Source organism: Paenibacillus xylanexedens (genome assembly GCF_017874615.1).
In the GTDB taxonomy this organism is placed as follows: domain Bacteria; phylum Bacillota; class Bacilli; order Paenibacillales; family Paenibacillaceae; genus Paenibacillus; species Paenibacillus xylanexedens.
The window spans coordinates 199,336-216,287 of sequence record NZ_JAGIKV010000008.1; the positions used below are offsets into that span (position 1 = coordinate 199,336).

Below are 16,952 nucleotides of genomic sequence, written 5' to 3' on the forward strand. Positions count from 1 at the left end.
TCTTAATCGTAATCATTATGATCTAAACAATGAGTATTATCATATCGTAATGATTACGTTTTGACAAGAGTTATATTGGTGGTGAAACGAGAAAAAATCCGACTCTCGGATGAGAGCGGATTCTTCATGTTTTTTGTTACATATGAGGGCTTGATTATAGATTATTTCCTTTGCGATCCGGGATTGTTTGCAGGTAGAACCATCCAAAAATTCTAGAAGAGTTACAACCCAGTTTCGTAGGCTTCCAGCAGATGTGACCAGTAACCTCGATGTTGTTATCACAATTTTAAAGGCTAACCTTCTTCAGAAAACGTTCTAATAACTCAGCGTACTCTTCCTGATCTTCTTCATCAGCCCATTCGAACTGAGAAAGATTACTCTTGATAGTCTGGAGTAATTTTTTCAGTTGTAATAAGTCTCTGAAATTATTCGTTTCAATAGAACAAAGAAGCTTCAACAGATGTCCATCATACATCTCCCCAGCAAGGGGATCTTCTGATAAAATTTCTATAGCCTTTTCTATACCAAGATCTATAAATACATGTTGGCCCAACATTCTACTAACATCTTCTAAGTCAAGCTCATCCACTTTCTTATTTATAAGTCTATCGTACCAATGATCCAAAGGTGAATCAGAGTTATCAGTCTGGATATTTTGATCTATTGAATATATTTCTTTAATTAATTTACTCATTTATTTTATTCCTCCAAATGGTTCAAATAAATCCTCGATTTTTTTCAAATTAGTATTGGCCTTGTCCAATGCTTCCTTCAATGTACCTTTCAGTGAAGGCGATAGATTAGGGTTCTGTAGAGAACCTTCTAATCCGCGTTTTATTTTACTTAATCCTTTGTATGAGTCCTGCATCTCTTGTAAATGATTCCAATACCCGCCTGTTTTTTTGTTCGGCACTGGGTTTCCTTGCAAATCACGTAAAGTACCGGAAAAATCCATCTCAGTAAGATGCTTATCAACTATATTATCTAATGTTGTAAGGTTCCTTTGTTGCGCTCTAGAAAGTTCCTCGACAATAGGAGAGTTTGGTGTTCCCTCAACTGCTCTCTCCGCTGGCTTATTAACCATTTTGGCTTCCGATTCAGCTTTCTTTATATTATTCTGAATCTTAGATGCCAAACCAGATGATGACGTTTTAAATGGTCCTGAACGTCCCGGCATACTCCCACGAACCATCTGAATCGCCATGAATATCTGACTAAACTTCAGAGAGGTCACCATCATCTGAGCATACTTATCGGATACAGGCTCTCCTGTCGTAGGATGAATCCCCATCTCAAACGCCTTGATCTGTAACGCAAAAATATCTTCTCCAGGCGGTTCAACGTTCACAGCTTGCATGCGATTAAAGTCTAGATTTCCCTAATCCCTCTGATAAGCCTGAAGAGCAGCCTGATCTGCAACACCATTCTCGTTGACAGGCATCCTGTTTCGTAGTCTTCTAGCAAATGTGACCAGTAACCTCAATGTACTTTAAGGATTAAACAGAATAGAGCTTATGCGGAACATTCCAAATACAAAATTCGTCTAGGGACTAAAGAGGGGGAGTTCCATGAGAAGATATTCATTTATCGTCTTAATGATTACTACAGTTATGATCCTGATTCTTAGCGGTTGCCAAAGTTCTATGAAGCCCGATCAAGTCGGAGTAAGTAAAGTACCGAAGAAATTACACACCTTTTATCCTGGCGATATTACACAGGTTGATTCTATTGAAATGATGAGTGGCAGTGATGGTACTAAAAAAGTAACTACAGATCAAGTGCTGATTCAGGAATGGATTGAAAAGGTACGCGATTTAAAAATTGTACTTGATCCGGACGAAGAAGATGCTACAGGGGTTTTGTTCCATGTCACAATGTTTGAGCAGGGAAAAGAAGTGCTGTACATGACACCTACCCATATGAATCATCAGCCAATAGAGCCGCAGTTGGAATTGGCTGACCGATTGTCGGAACTTTATGATGCCATAGAATAAGAGTGTCATATAGCCTGTATTCAAAGTAATACATACCCAACAGTTCGATTTAGAATCATCCTTCGTAATCCACATTTTCAGCAAAGTAGGTTCTCTATGAAGTCAATCGCTTTACATCGGTTAACTTTTCCTGAAGTATTTGAATACTCGTACTCTGCAGTATGTCAGGATTCAATTCAGTAACAAAATCTAGAAACTGATGTGCATTTTTCATAATTTCTTCTGTAAAGGATGTCGAACTTACATTAACACCATTCCAATTTGAGTATCTAAATTCCTCATTTGGTTCAGTAATAAATAAGTCCAGAATAACTTCCCGATCAATATCTTCTACTAAACTAACTTGTAGTTCCACTCCCTGCTGTTTAAACTCAAGCCACAAATTAGCGCTATCAGGAATTCGATAAGCAACATATTGATGTATTCTAATCTTCTGGACTATAGTCAGTAAGTCCACAAACCATCTAATAAGTCTTTCATTACCAAATGGACAATCGTCAAAGAACATACCGTACTTACTTCCGTTAAAGTCCAATTCAATACTTCCCTCGATATCTTGTTTCGTTAGATCAAACCGCTTTGCAGACATTTGTTTAATTTCATCAAAGTTATCAATTGCTTTAAATGAAATAGTGAACATATTTGAACACCCTAATCTATTAAAATAATAATTTTATATATATGTGTACTATACTGACTTGGGCACAAAAAATACACCTCCGTTTGAGAATTTAAGGAGAATGGGTACAAACAAATAGAACTATAGGTCCTCACAAACAGCATCTAACATGGATTAAAATATAGTATAGATCAAGAACTGAGGATTGAGACGATGACAAAGATACAGATCCCTGTGGATCAAATGACACACACGATTGGCGTGTTTAAGGTAGGACACGGGCACTTGCAACAAACTCTGGCTAGATTAAACAGCCAACTTACTCCCCTACTCGACGGTTTTGAAGGCGAGACAGCCGAGCGCTTTGCCCACTTATACCGTTATGCAGAGAAAAACCTGAATACCACTCTGGAGCTACTTCATACAATATCTCTTCGTTTGGAACAAATCCGGGAACGCTTTGTGGATACCGATTCCACTATGGTTAACATCTCTGCGTTACTAGAGTATCAGGCCCATCCGGGCACACCTCGTACTAATGATCTTGTTTGCGGCCCAAATGATCCCCCTCCTAAACGAAGCGTTGAGGAACATGTAGATGCCTTTTTCAATCAGGCCGGAGAAAATATATTAGCGATTGGTGACTCTGCCCTGCAATTAGGTAAAGACCTTATCGAACATCCATTAGATACTGCGGGTAACTTCTTGTATGATAATACCATTGGTACAGTTACCGACATAAGGAGCGGAATCGCCTTTAGTTGGAACTATGCGTGGGATAACGGAGATACCCGAGAACAGGCAGAAAAGCATATTGCAGCTGAGTTCGATAAAATGAAGCAAGAAGGCGGAGCAGAGTACGCAGCAAATATCACAACTTCTATGCTCCTCGGAATCTTCGGTAGAAAAGTCGGGATTAAGTCCATTGATGGCAAACAGCATCACTCGCCCCATACGGATTCTGGTGGGGGAGATAATAGAAATAAAGAACTTGAGCGTGAGTCATCCAATGATAATTCATCCTCTTATACAGGAACTCCTGCTGTACACCAAGAAATGTTGGATAAGTCTGCAAAGTACCGAGATGACCTTAACTATGACTGCTCAGAGATAGCGGAAGACCTAGCCAATGCAGCCAATGGCAAAGGAGAGATAATCACACTACGTTCTTCAGAGAAGTATGGAAGTATAGAAGTCTACGAATATGGAGTGAAGGAAAAGTTTGACTACCATACCGTATATTCTGATGGAAAATATGTTTATGATCCCAGATATAGTGATAATCCTATACCTAAAGATGTTTATTTAAAAAATATAGGAACACAAAATGATGGTAACCTAAAGGTTTCAGTTAAGAATCTCGATGAATGAGGAGAGAGTTAAGTAATGAACATTTACACTATGGATAAAAAAGATGTTGATCCGTCTAATTTAGTAGCATACAGTTTATCCAAACTATCTACTTACGAATGGGTAAGATACAATATGTACGCCGAAGAGGATATCTATAATAGAGTCCCTGGATTTCACTTCAGATTTCATAATGCAGGAGATTTGTATAATGAATTAACAGATTGTATAGAAGCTTTTCAGGGAGAGTTACAATGGAAGTTGTATCTTGGTCTTGAGACTCGAAACCAAAATTACAGTTTGGAACCATTAGAAGCATATCAGGCAAGATTAACAGATGAATATAAGAAAAATCATAACCTAAAGGAGATTTTAGGCGAAAAATATAACGAAATATGCGAAAAAGGTATCAGTGATATACCATCCTTAAGTGATCATGTTGAGAACTGGTTTAATTTAGAAAATAGAAAGCCCATTCTTCCTGATCGTGACTAAGTACAGATCCGGATTAAAGCAAAGGCCTGTCTACGATCTTATAGGATCGAAAGGCAGGCCTCTTCGCATTATTATGACAAATGTTACTTAATTAACTTAGCTTCGCCAAGAACAATATCGATTTGTTCCCCTTTATCTAAAGCTGATTCAAAAATAATCTGAAGTTTTAAAACACCTGTAACATCAACATTAATGCTTTCAGGCATGTCTCCGCCCTTCATTTCATCTTTCCTAAATAATTCTTCCCCATCACCTTTTATTACAATGGAACCTGCGTTTATAGAATTTCGTGTATAATCATCAATTCCGATAAACCCAGTTAATTTCTTATAGCCACCATTTAAGTTATAATCTACAGACAATAATTCGTCTTTAGTGTAAGTATAATTATCTAGTATCGTTCCAATACCGTGAAGATACTTTTGATTTGCTATAGTAAATTTCAATCCTTTAGGGTTCTCCCAATTCTTAAAATAAACTCTATCAACAATACCATCTATTCTAGCGTAGGAAACTTCATCTAAATACTTAAATGTTCCAGATTTAGTACCGAATGAGGCTGTTTTGCTCTTTCCGTCATACGTAAAAGATTCACCCATGGTTTGGGCTGCCGTTTTGGCAGGTACGTACAAATTACCGTTATACACGATTGATTGGGTTGTGCTCTTATGTACTCCGTTGAACATCATCTTAACGTTCTCCATAACTACACTAATCTTAGTATTAGTTCCTGCAAAAGCTGTTGCTCCTGTTAATAATGAACCTATTAATACACCTATAACTAAACCTTTAACTTTGTCTTTCATGTCTTTTCTCCTTTTTGGGTATATTGAATTCTTGATAAGCATTCCAATAATACCCAAAAAGGAGGCCGTTGTATATAGTATTGTTGTTAGATGAGACACTAGCTTTATTCGTTAATCTACTTCATCCCCTCCAGCATCACCCGATACCGCCCAATCTGCTCCGCTGTCGCCTCTTCCCGCAATGATTCCAACAATGCTGTGCACCTTATAAAATACCGATCCATCCCAAGCTTATCCGCTAACCGAATCGCCTGCAAAATGAATTCCACGGCCTCCTGTGGTCTTCCCATCCACTGTTCATACAAAGCCCGCTGATAACAGTAATGGTATATATCGTCGTTGTTTGAAGAATTCATTTCTGTTCCATCGCCCTGTATCTGATCCTCGAACACATGCAAAACACGATCAATCTGCCATCTATGCCGCACTGCTGCTTCCGTAATCACTTTCAGACCTGCCAAACCTTCCTCCAGATGCTCAAGCAAAAAGTTCACAAACTCCTCCAGCAGTTGCACCTGCCCGGCTTCAATCTCAAGAACATACCGATTCACATGTGCCTTATGCCTGAACTCCTGCACCACCTGCATATCTACCTCATCCAGATCCTCCATCCACCCCAGTTCTGCATACTGATCGATACTTGCTCGCGCCTGATCTACCTGTCCCATCTTCTGGTGAGCCATACCCCGCATTAGGTGACTGAACCCATAATAGTAGACCAAGGGCCGCTCGATGTATACATGTGGTGTAGGCATTCCCTTTGACTGATAATCCTGCCGCTCTTCATGGATAGACTGCACACATTGATATAACATGTCCGCCCTCTCCATCACCTTGTTCCAATTTTCAAAAGCCACAGCCATGTCCAACATTTCAACGATGACGTCCGGTTTAAGTGATTTTAGGATAGATTTCCGCAAATTGGATCCTCCTTCTATTTAGCTGTAAGGCTGGGTATTAAGTAAAGCCATTTATCTTTTTCTTTTAGAAACTCCAAAGAAGTAGTACAATAAATTTAATATAATACTTTAAAGCAGTTTTTTCAATGTATTTTACCGCCTTTATATCCCTGCTAATTACATCGATACTCTCCTAACCTTTAGGAGAGGTGGTTAATATGACAAAATTACGGAATTCGGTTGGAGAACGGATTAGAGCAATTCGGAAAGCTAAGGGGTTAACACAACAGCAACTTGCGGAGCTTTCAGGTTTAGATGATGCTTACATCGGATCTGTAGAACGTGGAGAAAGAAATTTTTCAGTTGATACATTGGAAAAAATCATTGTAGGATTGAACATTCCTGTTTCATACCTATTTTATAATCAGCATGAAATAAACGAAGAAGAGAAAGCACGCTATGATGCCATTGACCAATATACTAATATAATTATTGGACTTACTTCTACGCAAGTTACCTCCATGAAGAAAATAGTTAATGAATTAAATCAAGTGTTCCAAAAATAGATATTTCCAGTAAAATATTTTTGAAGTTAAATAAACAATACAAAAAAACTGCAAATAAAATTGCAGTTTTTTAATGAAAATTCCTATTGTAGAACTAGATCTCTAACTGTAATATCTATCTGTTTTTGTGAAGGTAGTATATCTCCATATGACTCACCTAATATTTCCATATTATCCACAGTTGGATATTTCAGTCCCTTGAGGTCACTCACATTAACTTGAGTACTGCCACTAAAGGTTCTAAAATAATGATCTACAAGTGATGAGTTTAAATAGAGTGATAAACCCTTAGCAATATTCAAACCACCCAATCCAGATTTTTCTACATGAAAATAATTTAGTTTATTATCGAAAGCAACATATTGAGACCTGACTTTAAAAGGATCATACACTGATGCCACAACACGTCTTTTTTCTTCCGGTGAACTGAATCTTTTAACTAAAACATAAAAGCCACTGGGTCTTAATCTATTAAAATTGGAAGAGTCTTCCTTTAGATGTCCGGGTTTCCTTCCTACTATAGGCCAAATTATAAACCCCTCCCCAAAGTTTTCAGGATATATAATTGGGATGGAAAGTAGATCACCTTCATATGAAAGCAAACCTAGCTTTTCGCGAAAATCTACTACCGGTCCGGTAGATACGTTTATACCCAGCTCCTCTATTCTACAAGGCATTTTGTGCATTGTATCTACAATTTTAGTGTCTTCTTCTTTGATTATTCTTATAATATTTTCGTTATCATTTGGAAATACAACATCTGAAAATTCTTTTCTAGCTTTAACTAAATTCGAGAAATCATCATTGTTACTCTCAATTATCTCTACCTTATCTGAGGCTTTCTGTTTATTATTAGTTAGAAACATAATTAGGGTTTCTTGTAAAACATCATTAAATATATCATTTCTAAATTTGAATTTATGAAGTTTTTCAATTTTAGCACTTTCCAAAATAATCTTCCTGAAAGCTTTAAAGTGCAGTCCATTACAAAAACTTCGAGGTGTTATGGAGATCAATTGTGATTTTTTCTTAAGTAACTTAAGAGACAAAGCTACAAAAGCTGCATAATAGTTTGAAACATCTATATTAATATCTAATGTCAGCTTTTTATATAATGACGAAACTCCTAATTTCTTATATGGTGGATTCAAAATGATATAGTCATATTTAGTGATTTCCTTATTCTCTTTAAGAGCCTCAGCTGAAATCTTTATAAAATCCTCATTCTTAATTACCACTCTTAACTCAACGTCCATATTTTTACAAAAATCAACGCAATAATCCATACTTCTTCTCAATTCTGGTAATAAACTATCATCTATCTCATAAAGTACAGCTATTATAACTTTAGGTTTCTTAGCCCAGTTATAGATACTCGCTATAAATGAAGCAGTTAAATTACCCACCCCTGCTCCAGGGTCCAAAAAATATATTGTGGATTTTATTATCGGCTTAAACATTGAACTCATATAAAGTCCCACGCTCACCGGAGTGAAAAATTGTTCATTAGCATCTCTATTAGCATTATTTAATCTTTTTATAGATACTTCCTCCGAGTTACTGTCTATTTCTTCCAAAAATTTTGTTTCCATTAATTATACCCCCATAATCAATTATTATAATGGATAAAGAGGTTTCTTTAAATGAATTACTGATTCCAGCAAAAGAGGCCTAAACTCTAAAAAAGTTTAGGCCTTAAAATATTGTTAAAACATATGCTAAATAATGTTGCTATTCTCTATTTGTTTTAAGTATTTTTTTTCTTCAGCTGCTTCAATTACTTGGAATTTAAAGCTCTCCATTATAGACATCACTTGATCATACACTTCTGTAAAATCGTATTCAGTATCTCTGTAACTCTCACCATGAACTATCTCATGCCTATACTTTAACATCTCATTGTCTATATAATTTCGTTTAGTCTCATAAATATTTTCTAAGCCTATACTTTTTAATATCTCATCAAATAATTCAAAACTAAGGTTGGAATCAGTATTGATAATTCTTTTTTCAGGTATGTCACTGAACCTTATCGAAAATATCTCTTCTTGAAGGTCTACTATTCTCAATAAAAATTTTGTGTGAACAGAGTTTTTCGATGATTCCCCACTTTTTCTAACGTCCTGCTTAATCTTAAAAGCCAAAAAGTTTTCTTTAAGATATTTGCTTTGAATCTTCTGGCAACATATATATACAACATAATAATTCGAAACACTTCTAATAAAACCTTCCCAGTGAGCACATAGTAAAGCAATCCCACTACGAACTAATGTCTTTTTAGAAAGTGATACATTATTTTTCTCAATTGCCATTTTAATTTGTAATAATTCTACTTTTCGCCAAGAAAAATCTCTGTCTATTTTCTCTTCGAGCTTTTCAAGATCTTTAATCTTCATTTCCGAATAAATCCTTTGACAGAAGAGTTAATTCTTGAAATCTTGCAATAGCTCGCTTACCTCTAGAGGTAGCGTGTATAAATCTTTCGTCATACGGTATATTTTGAATTACTTCTATAAGTTTAGACTTATCTCTCCAATTACTGATATTTTCACTTAGTCCCACTAAAATGGATTCATACATACTTAAAGAGAAGCCACCTTCAAATATTCCATTTTTATCTTTATTGAATTTTTTAAATGCCTTTTCAGATAAAGCATCATTCAGTAAATTAATAGCTTCATTAAAATCTTTTGAATATCTTTCTAAATTAAAAGAATCTTTTTCCATAAGATTTATTAACTCTTCTGTTAAATAGTTTCCAATATCATTTTGTAAATTAATTTCTTCTACGTCAACCGATCGAGCTATGAGATATCTAACCACTAGTTCTTTGTCGTACTGTTCAACTTTGTTTTTTGACGATAAATTTGTAACTTCTTTAAATATTACACTCTCTGAAAGTCTAGTTACTGCTTTGAAATACTCTGGGTTAATCATAAGCATTAAACAATTTCTAACTTCCTGATAAGTCAGCGAAGAACTATTTGTGTTCAACCTCTGGAACATTTCATACTTTGCTTTAGGGTTAACTGTCCCATCAATGATAATAAAGTCTAGCTTACTTCTTTTAAATTTCCTTCTTATGTCCGCACTCAGACTGTTTACTTCATCATCTTTTTGATCCCAGTACTTACCATCAAGAGAAGGAAGAAACTTTGTTTTTATCATCTTACTTGGAGAATATAACTCAGTATTATCCTTCTTTTTTAGTATCCCCATAAACTCTAGAATTGTACTAATTCTTTGGAGTCCATCAATTACATCCCACTTTCCTGAAGCTTCTTGCGCTACGAATATTGGCGGTATAGGAATACCCAGAATAATAGATTCAATTAAATCGGACTTTTGATTTATTCCCCATCTAAAATATCTCTGGTATTCAGGAAAGATCTCCAAATCCCCTTCTTTGTACAAATTAGAAACTTCTCCAATAGACATACTATAAGAGTCTGTTTTAATTTCATTAATACTTGCTTCTATTTCCTTTTCTAAACTCATTTTATCACTCCCATTCTAATTAGTATTATGCCAAACCTGGCTATTAAATTGCCATAATTATTTAAAATAATAACTCCGGCAGTTTTTAAGCAACTAAAAATACAGTTTATGCATGAATTCTCCTAAACAACTCCCCGCTCAAACTCCGCAAACTCCACTCTGTTCCGCCCATTCTGCTTCGCCTGATACAACGCCTTATCCACCGCAGCGAACAGTTGAGTCAAATACCCCTCCGGATTGTCCGGCACATGCTCCACTTCAAAGTCCTCAAAGGAAAGAATGCCAATGCTAATCGTAATGGACACCTGCATAATCTCGTGATCCACCATGATGTGGTTGGACTCCACAGCTGTTCTCACGCGCTCCGCGATCTGGTTCGCCAGATCATGCTCCGTATGCGGAAGGTAGATCATGAACTCTTCCCCGCCATAACGCGTCAGGATATCCGTACTGCGAATGGACTGTTTGACGGCCTCCGCTGTGCGGACGAGCACTTCATCCCCGATGACATGTCCATAGCGATCATTGATCGCTTTGAAGTAGTCGATATCAAGCAGCAGGAGTGAGAATGGTGTTTTGTATTGAATATTGGTAATGACCTCGTGATTTAGATGTTGGGTCAGATAACGACGGTTGTAACAGTTGGTTAAACTGTCCGTCAAGGCGAGTTCCTCCAGTTTGCGATTGGCCTCGGATAACTCCTGACGGATCAAGTCTAGCGCCTGATTTCGCTCCTGAAGCGTTACGTTCTGGCGATTCATCTCTTTCACGTAGAAACGCTCCTGCGAGACATCCTGGAACGTGAGGATATGACCGATCGGCACAAGAGCCGAATCCACAATCGGAGAAGATTGCAGGATATAGTGCCGGATATTGTTGTCCCGCTCCACGATCACTTCAATGTGAGAGAGGGTATTTTCTTTTTTCTTATAGTGATTCACGAACTCCCGACAGCTGCCCACAACATGAACAGACTTCAGAAAGGCTTCCATATCAAAAGAATCCCCCACATGCAGATCCATAAAGGATCGAGAGGCTTTGTTCGCTTCAACAATGACTTCATTCTCATCCAGTACCAGGATGCCATATGGAATAGTATTGATCACGTCCTCATGCGCGATGGAGACCAGATCGAACACATTGTATCTTTTGATCACATAGACGAAGAACAGGTCCGACAGAAAGATCCCCAGCGAAGTCATGCCAGGAATGATCGGCAACCAGCGGGCTAGAACGACATTTAGGATCGCATCAATGGTTGCAAAAACAGCCAAGACAAAGATGCCCCACAGGGTGATCCTCACCTGTTTTTTGATCATCGCAGACGTCTGCGATGAATACACCGCCCGGAACAGGACGACGAGGGACGCCAAGAAATAACTCACCAGAATAACCATCACAACCCAGAACCAAGGCCCGTAAGCCCGCTCGATGTATCCACCCTCCAGTGGGATGACGAACTCATTCCATGGATTTGCGACTACACCTATAGCCCCGATCACCGCAGGGACAAATAGCAGGAACGTTCCTTTTGCACTCAAACGCTCTGAATAGCCGGTAATAAAGATCGTCAGTAGAAGCCACCCGCTCCCAAGCAAGGAGACCGCGACGAAAGATAACGTCACATAGAACAACTGCAGACCGGAATCGTCCGTGAGCGTACTCGCAAATTGGCAGAAAGGCCAGAGCATCATCAACCCGTGAAACAAAAAGTACACCTTATGTAAGTTCGTAATTCTAACCGTAGCAAACACATATACACCTACACCGAACAATAGGACGAATAAAAAGAGATCATACCATACTAATGGGTTCACGAATCTTCTCCTTCTTAGATGCTACAATGACAACGTGGTTGTTCATGATTCTATGTGATACTTATATATAACTTCAATAAACACCTATACAATTCTGCTACGCCACACTTATTGGTTAATTTAACCATATCTTATCACACCACCATAAGGGTGAGTAGCCCATACACTGGAAGTCCGACCAACCTCTGATCGAAATGCTGATCTATTTCTGATTATTTATGAATGCTTTTGAAGGTTTAGAGTACAAACAGGAGAGGAAGATCATCTGCTCGGGAGATATTTGGGCATTGTCATGTGATTCATATTGAGCCATCCGGCTATCGGACGGCCCTTACATCATTCGTTTACTTCATCCAGAGGGAGATTGTCCGTGAATAGATCGGGGTTATGCTTGAGCATCTCCGTAATTACCTCTGCTGTCTTAGCCGCATCACACACTCTTACGACCGCATCACCGAGCATTCCTTTACGCATCGCACCTTCGCGAACCAATACCTCATCTACTTTCCAGAAATGCTCCGACCATGGCAACCCACAATGTCTGCGGGATGGTACTGAAATCTGACTTCCATCCGGTAAAACTGTATACAGCATCTCATGCTCGTCTGTCATTCTGCCAGGGATGTCCACCCACTCTTCGACCCCGTGGATAAATGTATTCCGCTTCAAGTCAACGCCTACTAACAAGATCGTCGCTTTCCGATCTAACAGTTTCCCCCATGCTGAACCTCTCGCACACGGTGTATCGAAGAGATGATCATCCTTCGTAAATGCCTCTGCGTCCCGTCCCAGTGCTGCTACCGAATGCGTTGGGTGCCACGAACGAACTACGCCCGGACGTTTACGAAAAAGTTCAGGCAGAATGCCCACGCAACAGGTAGAATTTTCCACGTGGAACACTGGGTTATCCGCATTAATGGTAGACCACGTATGCGTGGGAAGCACCAACAATCCCTCTTTCATATAGTCGCTAAAGGCATCCAACACTGTGTCTGCTCCACCTTCAACCTCGCCTATACTTTTCATGGAAGAGTGAATGAGCAATGTCCCTTGCTTGTCGATTCCAAGCTGCTCCAATTTTTTCATTAAGCTTTTGACCGTTTGCATGTTTCTACCCCTTCTCTCAACCCTTATCATACAAGGCTCTTATAAACCTAAAGATTCTTTTAATATGCTTTCTATATGCATTTGTCGTTTCTTAAAGGCTTTTAACAAAAATTCAAAAATATGCTCATCATATGCACTACATGAATCAATAAATTTACACAACTCATTATCAAGGGAAAAACTAAATATTTCGTCTAAGTTTATTTGTTTTATCCTAGTTATAATAGCATCAAATACTTCTACTCCTGAGATCCGTTCATTTATAAATTCTAACCCAGTTAAATTTAAATAATAAGGAAACCTATCATCATTCAACTTTTGTAGATCGTTAGTCTTACATCCACCTAAGCATCGTGTATGATCAATAAGCATTGGATAGTAAAGATTTTGTTGTTTTGAAAAGCATATATTATCTATATGTCTATCAGAATTACATATAAAGATATCGAAAGCCACCATATCAATAAGACTCTCAAAATTTTGAACTAATTCGAGCTTAATTTCACTTAATTTAAATACTGGAGGAGGGACCAGCTTTGTAATAACGCCTACTGTTGCATGATCCATGTGGAAACTTGTGTTAACTAATGGTAGATCTAATGCTAGACCAATTTTATTAGCCACCAGCTCATTAAATATCTTTCTGACATAAGTATCAGTTAAGTTCTGTAAATTTGTATGTTTATAGATACCGACCTCCAGACTTTTTTCATTAATAAGTATCTTCTTGGAGCCATCTAATCCTCCCAAGTCTAATCTTACAGGATCAATCCAGCGTATAAATTCCTCTCGTCTATTAGCATCTATTATTATTATATTATTTAGTTTGGCATCATTAAATGTCTCTTCAACTTCCTCACTTCGAGTAATCTTTATAAGTGAAAAATAGCAAAATCCATTTTTATCAAAACAACTTTTGAAGTTAAGGTAGTTTTCCGATGTTTTAATAGGAATTGTAGTATTAAAAAGAGTTGTTGGATTCTCCAAATTAAAAATTTCCAATTTAATTAATATATTATCCTTATTAGTTTCATCAATAATTACACTTAAATTCTTCACAAGTCCCTCTTCAAATTTTAAATTCCCCCAAAATATCTCTTTATGCGATTCATACCCTTGATCAGTATAACTCCTTAATGAAATTATACTGTCAATTGGCTGCATGTTTTCATCCAAACTTGTGCCTATAGAAACTCCTCCTGGTGTAATTACCCCATCCTCATACCACGTAGTTGAGGGTAATTTTAAAAAACTATTTTTTCCGTCTAATATCTCTGTTCTTATCTTCAAATTGTCAATACTAACATTAAATATACTTACTACAAACTCTTCATTTTCTAGACTATTTTCACTTATACATGTTGAATGTATGTGAATCCCTTGAACATTTTTGATTATTTCAATTAATTCTTCCATACTTCCTTCATCATATAATAAAGGTTGATCAACAACTTTTTTAGTTCCTATTAGTAGTTGATAACTTTTATTATGTGTATCAATGTTTACTGAAATACCCATAGTAGGATCCAAATAATAATGTTCTATATTTGATTCTCTTCGAACCAACTTGTTATATTTTGTAATGCACTCATCCTTAAAATCAATATAATCATGTAGAAATGGATACAAAATATGCAATGTAGGAAAATCGTTGTCAATCTGAAATCTATGCAGAAACTTCCCTTGCATATTTTCTATAGAAAAATTCTCTGGTTTTTTTTTCATCTTAATAGCCGGTTTTTTTCTTTTTAATTTCCCCATAACCTAACTCCTTTTTATGAAACTTAATTATATCAACGAATTTAAAGCCACTAGTTGTGATACGATCCTGCAAAATATAAAATGGCTAGTAGCACTCCTCCGCTCTTGACAATTTCTTGCTATCTGTTATTTGATGTTTACAACTTCACCTCTTCTACAAAGCCTATCTTTTGGTAAAACTTATTTGAATCTAAATTCTTGAAACCAGAGTACAACCTCGTTTCTAAATACTCAATTGGTTCTCTAAATGCCCGTATTGTATTTCCCTTGAGGAATCTAGAGCTTTTGTATGAGATCTCCTCCTAACACCTGCAAGTTCCTAGATATCCATATCACAGGGATAGGTCAAAGAAAGTTGTTTTATCAGCAATAATCAACATTTTGACTGAATAAATGACCTAATTTATCAATTTTTTTGCTTAAATAGTTATTTTTGTTTATTAAGGTAGAATGAGATCATGCCCATTGTACTACTGCTTATCGTTCCTCGGAAATATATATTCAGCCCACACATCCTGCACCCAACGACAATACAAAAAGCCGGGAATCCCCGGCCGCAAGCTAAACTTGTATAAGTTAACGAATAACTAAACTAACTATTTGATGATAACGTACTCCAGATTCACCAGCTTCGCATACGTCACGATCTGATCTGTCGTCAGGTCCAAGGATACAACCGTATGGTGACCACCACCATTTTCGATCCATGCCTTCACTCCATCTTGGAAGTTCGGCTTCACGCTCCACAGAACACGTGCTACTGGCAGATTAGGTGCTGGAACGGTTGGTTCAAAAGCAGATACTTCGTTGATCAGCAGTTTGTAATGTGTACCGAAGTCTGCCATGGATACCACGACACCTTCGCCTGCTTTACCATCGAATACAAGACGTGCCGGATCTTCACGATCGCCAATGCCCAGTGGGGACACGATGATTCTCGGTTTGGTGCTGGCAAGCGTCGGATCTACTTCAAGCATGTGAGATTGCAGGATAGCTTCTTGTCCAGCAGCCATCTCGTATGTGTAGTCTTCCATGAAGCCCGTGTTCTCGTTATGAGCCATGATTTTCAGCAAGCGATCGAGCGCAGCCGTTTTCCAATCACCCTCACCGGCAAATCCGTACCCTTGAGCCATCAGGCGTTGTACTGCCAGACCCGGAAGCTGTTTCATGCCATGCAGATCTTCGAAGTTTGTAGTGAAGGCACTGTAACCACCTTCGTCCAGGAAACGTTTAATCGCAATCTCATAACTCGCTTGCACACGTACACTGGCTTCCCAAGCTTCCTTGCTGTTTGTACCATAATCGAATTCGTAGAGGTCTCCGTACTGAGCGATCAGATCATCAATTTCCTGCTCTGTTACAGCGTTCACGTATTGAACGAGGTCGCCAATGCCGAAGTAATCAACCGTCCATCCGAATTGGATCTGTGCTTCCACTTTATCACCTTCGGTTACGCCCACGTTGCGCATGTTGTCACCGAAGCGCGCTACTTTGATGTTAAAGCTTTCATTATAAGCTACCGCTACGTCCATCCAGTCAGCAACTTGCTGTTGCACTTCTGGGCGCTCCCAGTAGCCAACAACGATTTTATTTTGTTTTCTCAGACGGGCATTAATGAAGCCATACTCGCGGTCACCGTGAGCAGCTTGGTTCAGGTTCATGAAGTCCATGTCGATCGTCGCCCAAGGAATGCTTTCATTGAATTGGGTTGCCAAGTGCAGCAAAGGTTTTTGCAGCAATTTCGTACCACGAATCCACATTTTCGCCGGGGAGAACGTATGCATCCATGTGATCACACCTGCTACTTCGTCACGATAGTTCACTTCTTTCATCGTGCTTGTGATTTTATCTGCGCTTACCGCCAGATCCTGCAATACGAGCGGGTACGGCAGTACGCCACTTGCATTAAGCGCATCCGTGATTTTCTGTGCGTTGGCTTTTACTTCACCCAGTGCTTCTTCTCCGTACAAGTGCTGTGAACCAACCACAAACCAGAATTCTTTTGCTGCTGACATATAATCATCCTCATTTCATTATTTT

General features: G+C 38.1%; 16 protein-coding genes. 4 read left to right on the forward strand and 12 right to left on the reverse strand.

What is annotated here, in order from left to right:
• Positions 1-286: 286 nt before the first annotated feature.
• Both J2Z28_RS12925 and J2Z28_RS31180 read right to left on the reverse strand, forming a co-directional pair.
• Positions 287-694, reverse strand: a complete 408-nt coding sequence (locus tag J2Z28_RS12925; RefSeq protein WP_211082814.1) for a contact-dependent growth inhibition system immunity protein — start codon at positions 692-694, stop codon at positions 287-289.
• Positions 695-1,357 carry a polymorphic toxin type 28 domain-containing protein gene (locus tag J2Z28_RS31180; RefSeq protein WP_244988264.1) on the reverse strand — a complete coding sequence of 221 codons (663 nt, stop codon included), beginning with the start codon at positions 1,355-1,357 and terminating at the stop codon, positions 695-697.
• A gap of 211 nt (positions 1,358-1,568) precedes the next feature.
• Here J2Z28_RS31180 and J2Z28_RS12935 point away from each other — a divergent pair, with 211 nt between their 5' ends.
• Positions 1,569-1,994 carry a hypothetical protein gene (locus tag J2Z28_RS12935; protein WP_211082815.1) on the forward strand — a complete coding sequence of 142 codons (426 nt, stop codon included), beginning with the start codon at positions 1,569-1,571 and terminating at the stop codon, positions 1,992-1,994.
• Positions 1,995-2,088: 94 nt separating this feature from the next.
• On the opposite strand, the gene J2Z28_RS12940 is transcribed toward J2Z28_RS12935, so the two are convergent.
• The gene (locus J2Z28_RS12940) at positions 2,089-2,634 is read right to left on the reverse strand and encodes a hypothetical protein (protein WP_211082816.1); all 546 of its coding nucleotides are present in this window, start codon (positions 2,632-2,634) and stop codon (positions 2,089-2,091) included.
• Positions 2,635-2,826: 192 nt separating this feature from the next.
• Here J2Z28_RS12940 and J2Z28_RS12945 point away from each other — a divergent pair, with 192 nt between their 5' ends.
• Both J2Z28_RS12945 and J2Z28_RS12950 read left to right on the forward strand, forming a co-directional pair.
• Positions 2,827-3,984, forward strand: coding sequence for a WXG100 family type VII secretion target (locus J2Z28_RS12945; RefSeq protein WP_211082817.1), 1,158 nt, complete (start codon positions 2,827-2,829; stop codon positions 3,982-3,984).
• A gap of 15 nt (positions 3,985-3,999) precedes the next feature.
• Positions 4,000-4,458, forward strand: coding sequence for a hypothetical protein (locus tag J2Z28_RS12950; protein ID WP_211082818.1), 459 nt, complete (start codon positions 4,000-4,002; stop codon positions 4,456-4,458).
• A gap of 83 nt (positions 4,459-4,541) precedes the next feature.
• Here the strand turns inward: J2Z28_RS12950 and J2Z28_RS12955 are convergent, their stop codons facing one another.
• A complete protein-coding gene (locus tag J2Z28_RS12955) occupies positions 4,542-5,264 on the reverse strand; it encodes an NPCBM/NEW2 domain-containing protein (RefSeq protein WP_211082819.1) in 723 nt (240 codons plus the stop codon).
• A gap of 116 nt (positions 5,265-5,380) precedes the next feature.
• Entirely contained in the window at positions 5,381-6,184 is an 804-nt protein-coding gene (locus J2Z28_RS12960) for a DNA-binding protein (protein WP_211082820.1), read from the reverse strand.
• A gap of 197 nt (positions 6,185-6,381) precedes the next feature.
• On the opposite strand from J2Z28_RS12960, the gene J2Z28_RS12965 reads away from it, so the two are divergent.
• The gene (locus tag J2Z28_RS12965; RefSeq protein WP_211082821.1) at positions 6,382-6,729 is read left to right on the forward strand and encodes a helix-turn-helix domain-containing protein; all 348 of its coding nucleotides are present in this window, start codon (positions 6,382-6,384) and stop codon (positions 6,727-6,729) included.
• 83 nt (positions 6,730-6,812) lie between these two features.
• On the opposite strand, the gene J2Z28_RS12970 is transcribed toward J2Z28_RS12965, so the two are convergent.
• The 7 genes from J2Z28_RS12970 to araA all read right to left on the reverse strand — a co-directional run bounded on the left by J2Z28_RS12970 (position 6,813) and on the right by araA (position 16,927).
• Positions 6,813-8,321 (reverse strand): Eco57I restriction-modification methylase domain-containing protein, encoded by a 1,509-nt coding sequence (locus tag J2Z28_RS12970; RefSeq protein WP_211082822.1) that lies wholly within the window; start codon positions 8,319-8,321, stop codon positions 6,813-6,815.
• 126 nt (positions 8,322-8,447) lie between these two features.
• Positions 8,448-9,125, reverse strand: coding sequence for an MAE_28990/MAE_18760 family HEPN-like nuclease (locus tag J2Z28_RS12975; protein ID WP_211082823.1), 678 nt, complete (start codon positions 9,123-9,125; stop codon positions 8,448-8,450).
• The gene (locus J2Z28_RS12980) at positions 9,115-10,227 is read right to left on the reverse strand and encodes a DUF262 domain-containing protein (RefSeq protein ID WP_211082824.1); all 1,113 of its coding nucleotides are present in this window, start codon (positions 10,225-10,227) and stop codon (positions 9,115-9,117) included. The genes J2Z28_RS12975 and J2Z28_RS12980 overlap by 11 nt, the downstream gene beginning before the upstream one ends.
• A gap of 122 nt (positions 10,228-10,349) precedes the next feature.
• Positions 10,350-12,044: a histidine kinase N-terminal 7TM domain-containing diguanylate cyclase gene (locus J2Z28_RS31670; protein WP_211082825.1), complete on the reverse strand. Its 1,695-nt coding sequence runs from the start codon at positions 12,042-12,044 to the stop codon at positions 10,350-10,352.
• Between the two features lie 336 nt (positions 12,045-12,380).
• Entirely contained in the window at positions 12,381-13,151 is a 771-nt protein-coding gene (locus tag J2Z28_RS12990) for an AAC(3) family N-acetyltransferase (RefSeq protein WP_211082826.1), read from the reverse strand.
• Positions 13,152-13,190: 39 nt separating this feature from the next.
• Complete coding sequence (locus J2Z28_RS12995) at positions 13,191-14,912, reverse strand: hypothetical protein (protein WP_211082827.1); 1,722 nt, start codon at positions 14,910-14,912, stop codon at positions 13,191-13,193.
• Positions 14,913-15,508: 596 nt separating this feature from the next.
• Positions 15,509-16,927, reverse strand: a complete 1,419-nt coding sequence (gene araA, locus J2Z28_RS13000; protein WP_211082828.1) for an L-arabinose isomerase — start codon at positions 16,925-16,927, stop codon at positions 15,509-15,511.
• Positions 16,928-16,952 lie beyond the last annotated feature (25 nt).

What these genes read in the sequence shown, in the direction of transcription:
- J2Z28_RS12925 (WP_211082814.1), bottom strand. Translation starts at nt 694, where the DNA reads ATGAGTAAATTAATTAAAGAAATATATTCAATAGATCAAAATATCCAG.
- J2Z28_RS31180 (WP_244988264.1), bottom strand. Translation starts at nt 1,357, where the DNA reads ATGCAAGCTGTGAACGTTGAACCGCCTGGAGAAGATATTTTTGCGTTA.
- J2Z28_RS12935 (WP_211082815.1), top strand. Translation starts at nt 1,569, where the DNA reads ATGAGAAGATATTCATTTATCGTCTTAATGATTACTACAGTTATGATC.
- J2Z28_RS12940 (WP_211082816.1), bottom strand. Translation starts at nt 2,634, where the DNA reads ATGTTCACTATTTCATTTAAAGCAATTGATAACTTTGATGAAATTAAA.
- J2Z28_RS12945 (WP_211082817.1), top strand. Translation starts at nt 2,827, where the DNA reads ATGACAAAGATACAGATCCCTGTGGATCAAATGACACACACGATTGGC.
- J2Z28_RS12950 (WP_211082818.1), top strand. Translation starts at nt 4,000, where the DNA reads ATGAACATTTACACTATGGATAAAAAAGATGTTGATCCGTCTAATTTA.
- J2Z28_RS12955 (WP_211082819.1), bottom strand. Translation starts at nt 5,264, where the DNA reads ATGAAAGACAAAGTTAAAGGTTTAGTTATAGGTGTATTAATAGGTTCA.
- J2Z28_RS12965 (WP_211082821.1), top strand. Translation starts at nt 6,382, where the DNA reads ATGACAAAATTACGGAATTCGGTTGGAGAACGGATTAGAGCAATTCGG.
- J2Z28_RS12970 (WP_211082822.1), bottom strand. Translation starts at nt 8,321, where the DNA reads ATGGAAACAAAATTTTTGGAAGAAATAGACAGTAACTCGGAGGAAGTA.
- J2Z28_RS12975 (WP_211082823.1), bottom strand. Translation starts at nt 9,125, where the DNA reads ATGAAGATTAAAGATCTTGAAAAGCTCGAAGAGAAAATAGACAGAGAT.
- J2Z28_RS12980 (WP_211082824.1), bottom strand. Translation starts at nt 10,227, where the DNA reads ATGAGTTTAGAAAAGGAAATAGAAGCAAGTATTAATGAAATTAAAACA.
- J2Z28_RS12990 (WP_211082826.1), bottom strand. Translation starts at nt 13,151, where the DNA reads ATGCAAACGGTCAAAAGCTTAATGAAAAAATTGGAGCAGCTTGGAATC.
- J2Z28_RS12995 (WP_211082827.1), bottom strand. Translation starts at nt 14,912, where the DNA reads ATGGGGAAATTAAAAAGAAAAAAACCGGCTATTAAGATGAAAAAAAAA.
- araA (WP_211082828.1), bottom strand. Translation starts at nt 16,927, where the DNA reads ATGTCAGCAGCAAAAGAATTCTGGTTTGTGGTTGGTTCACAGCACTTG.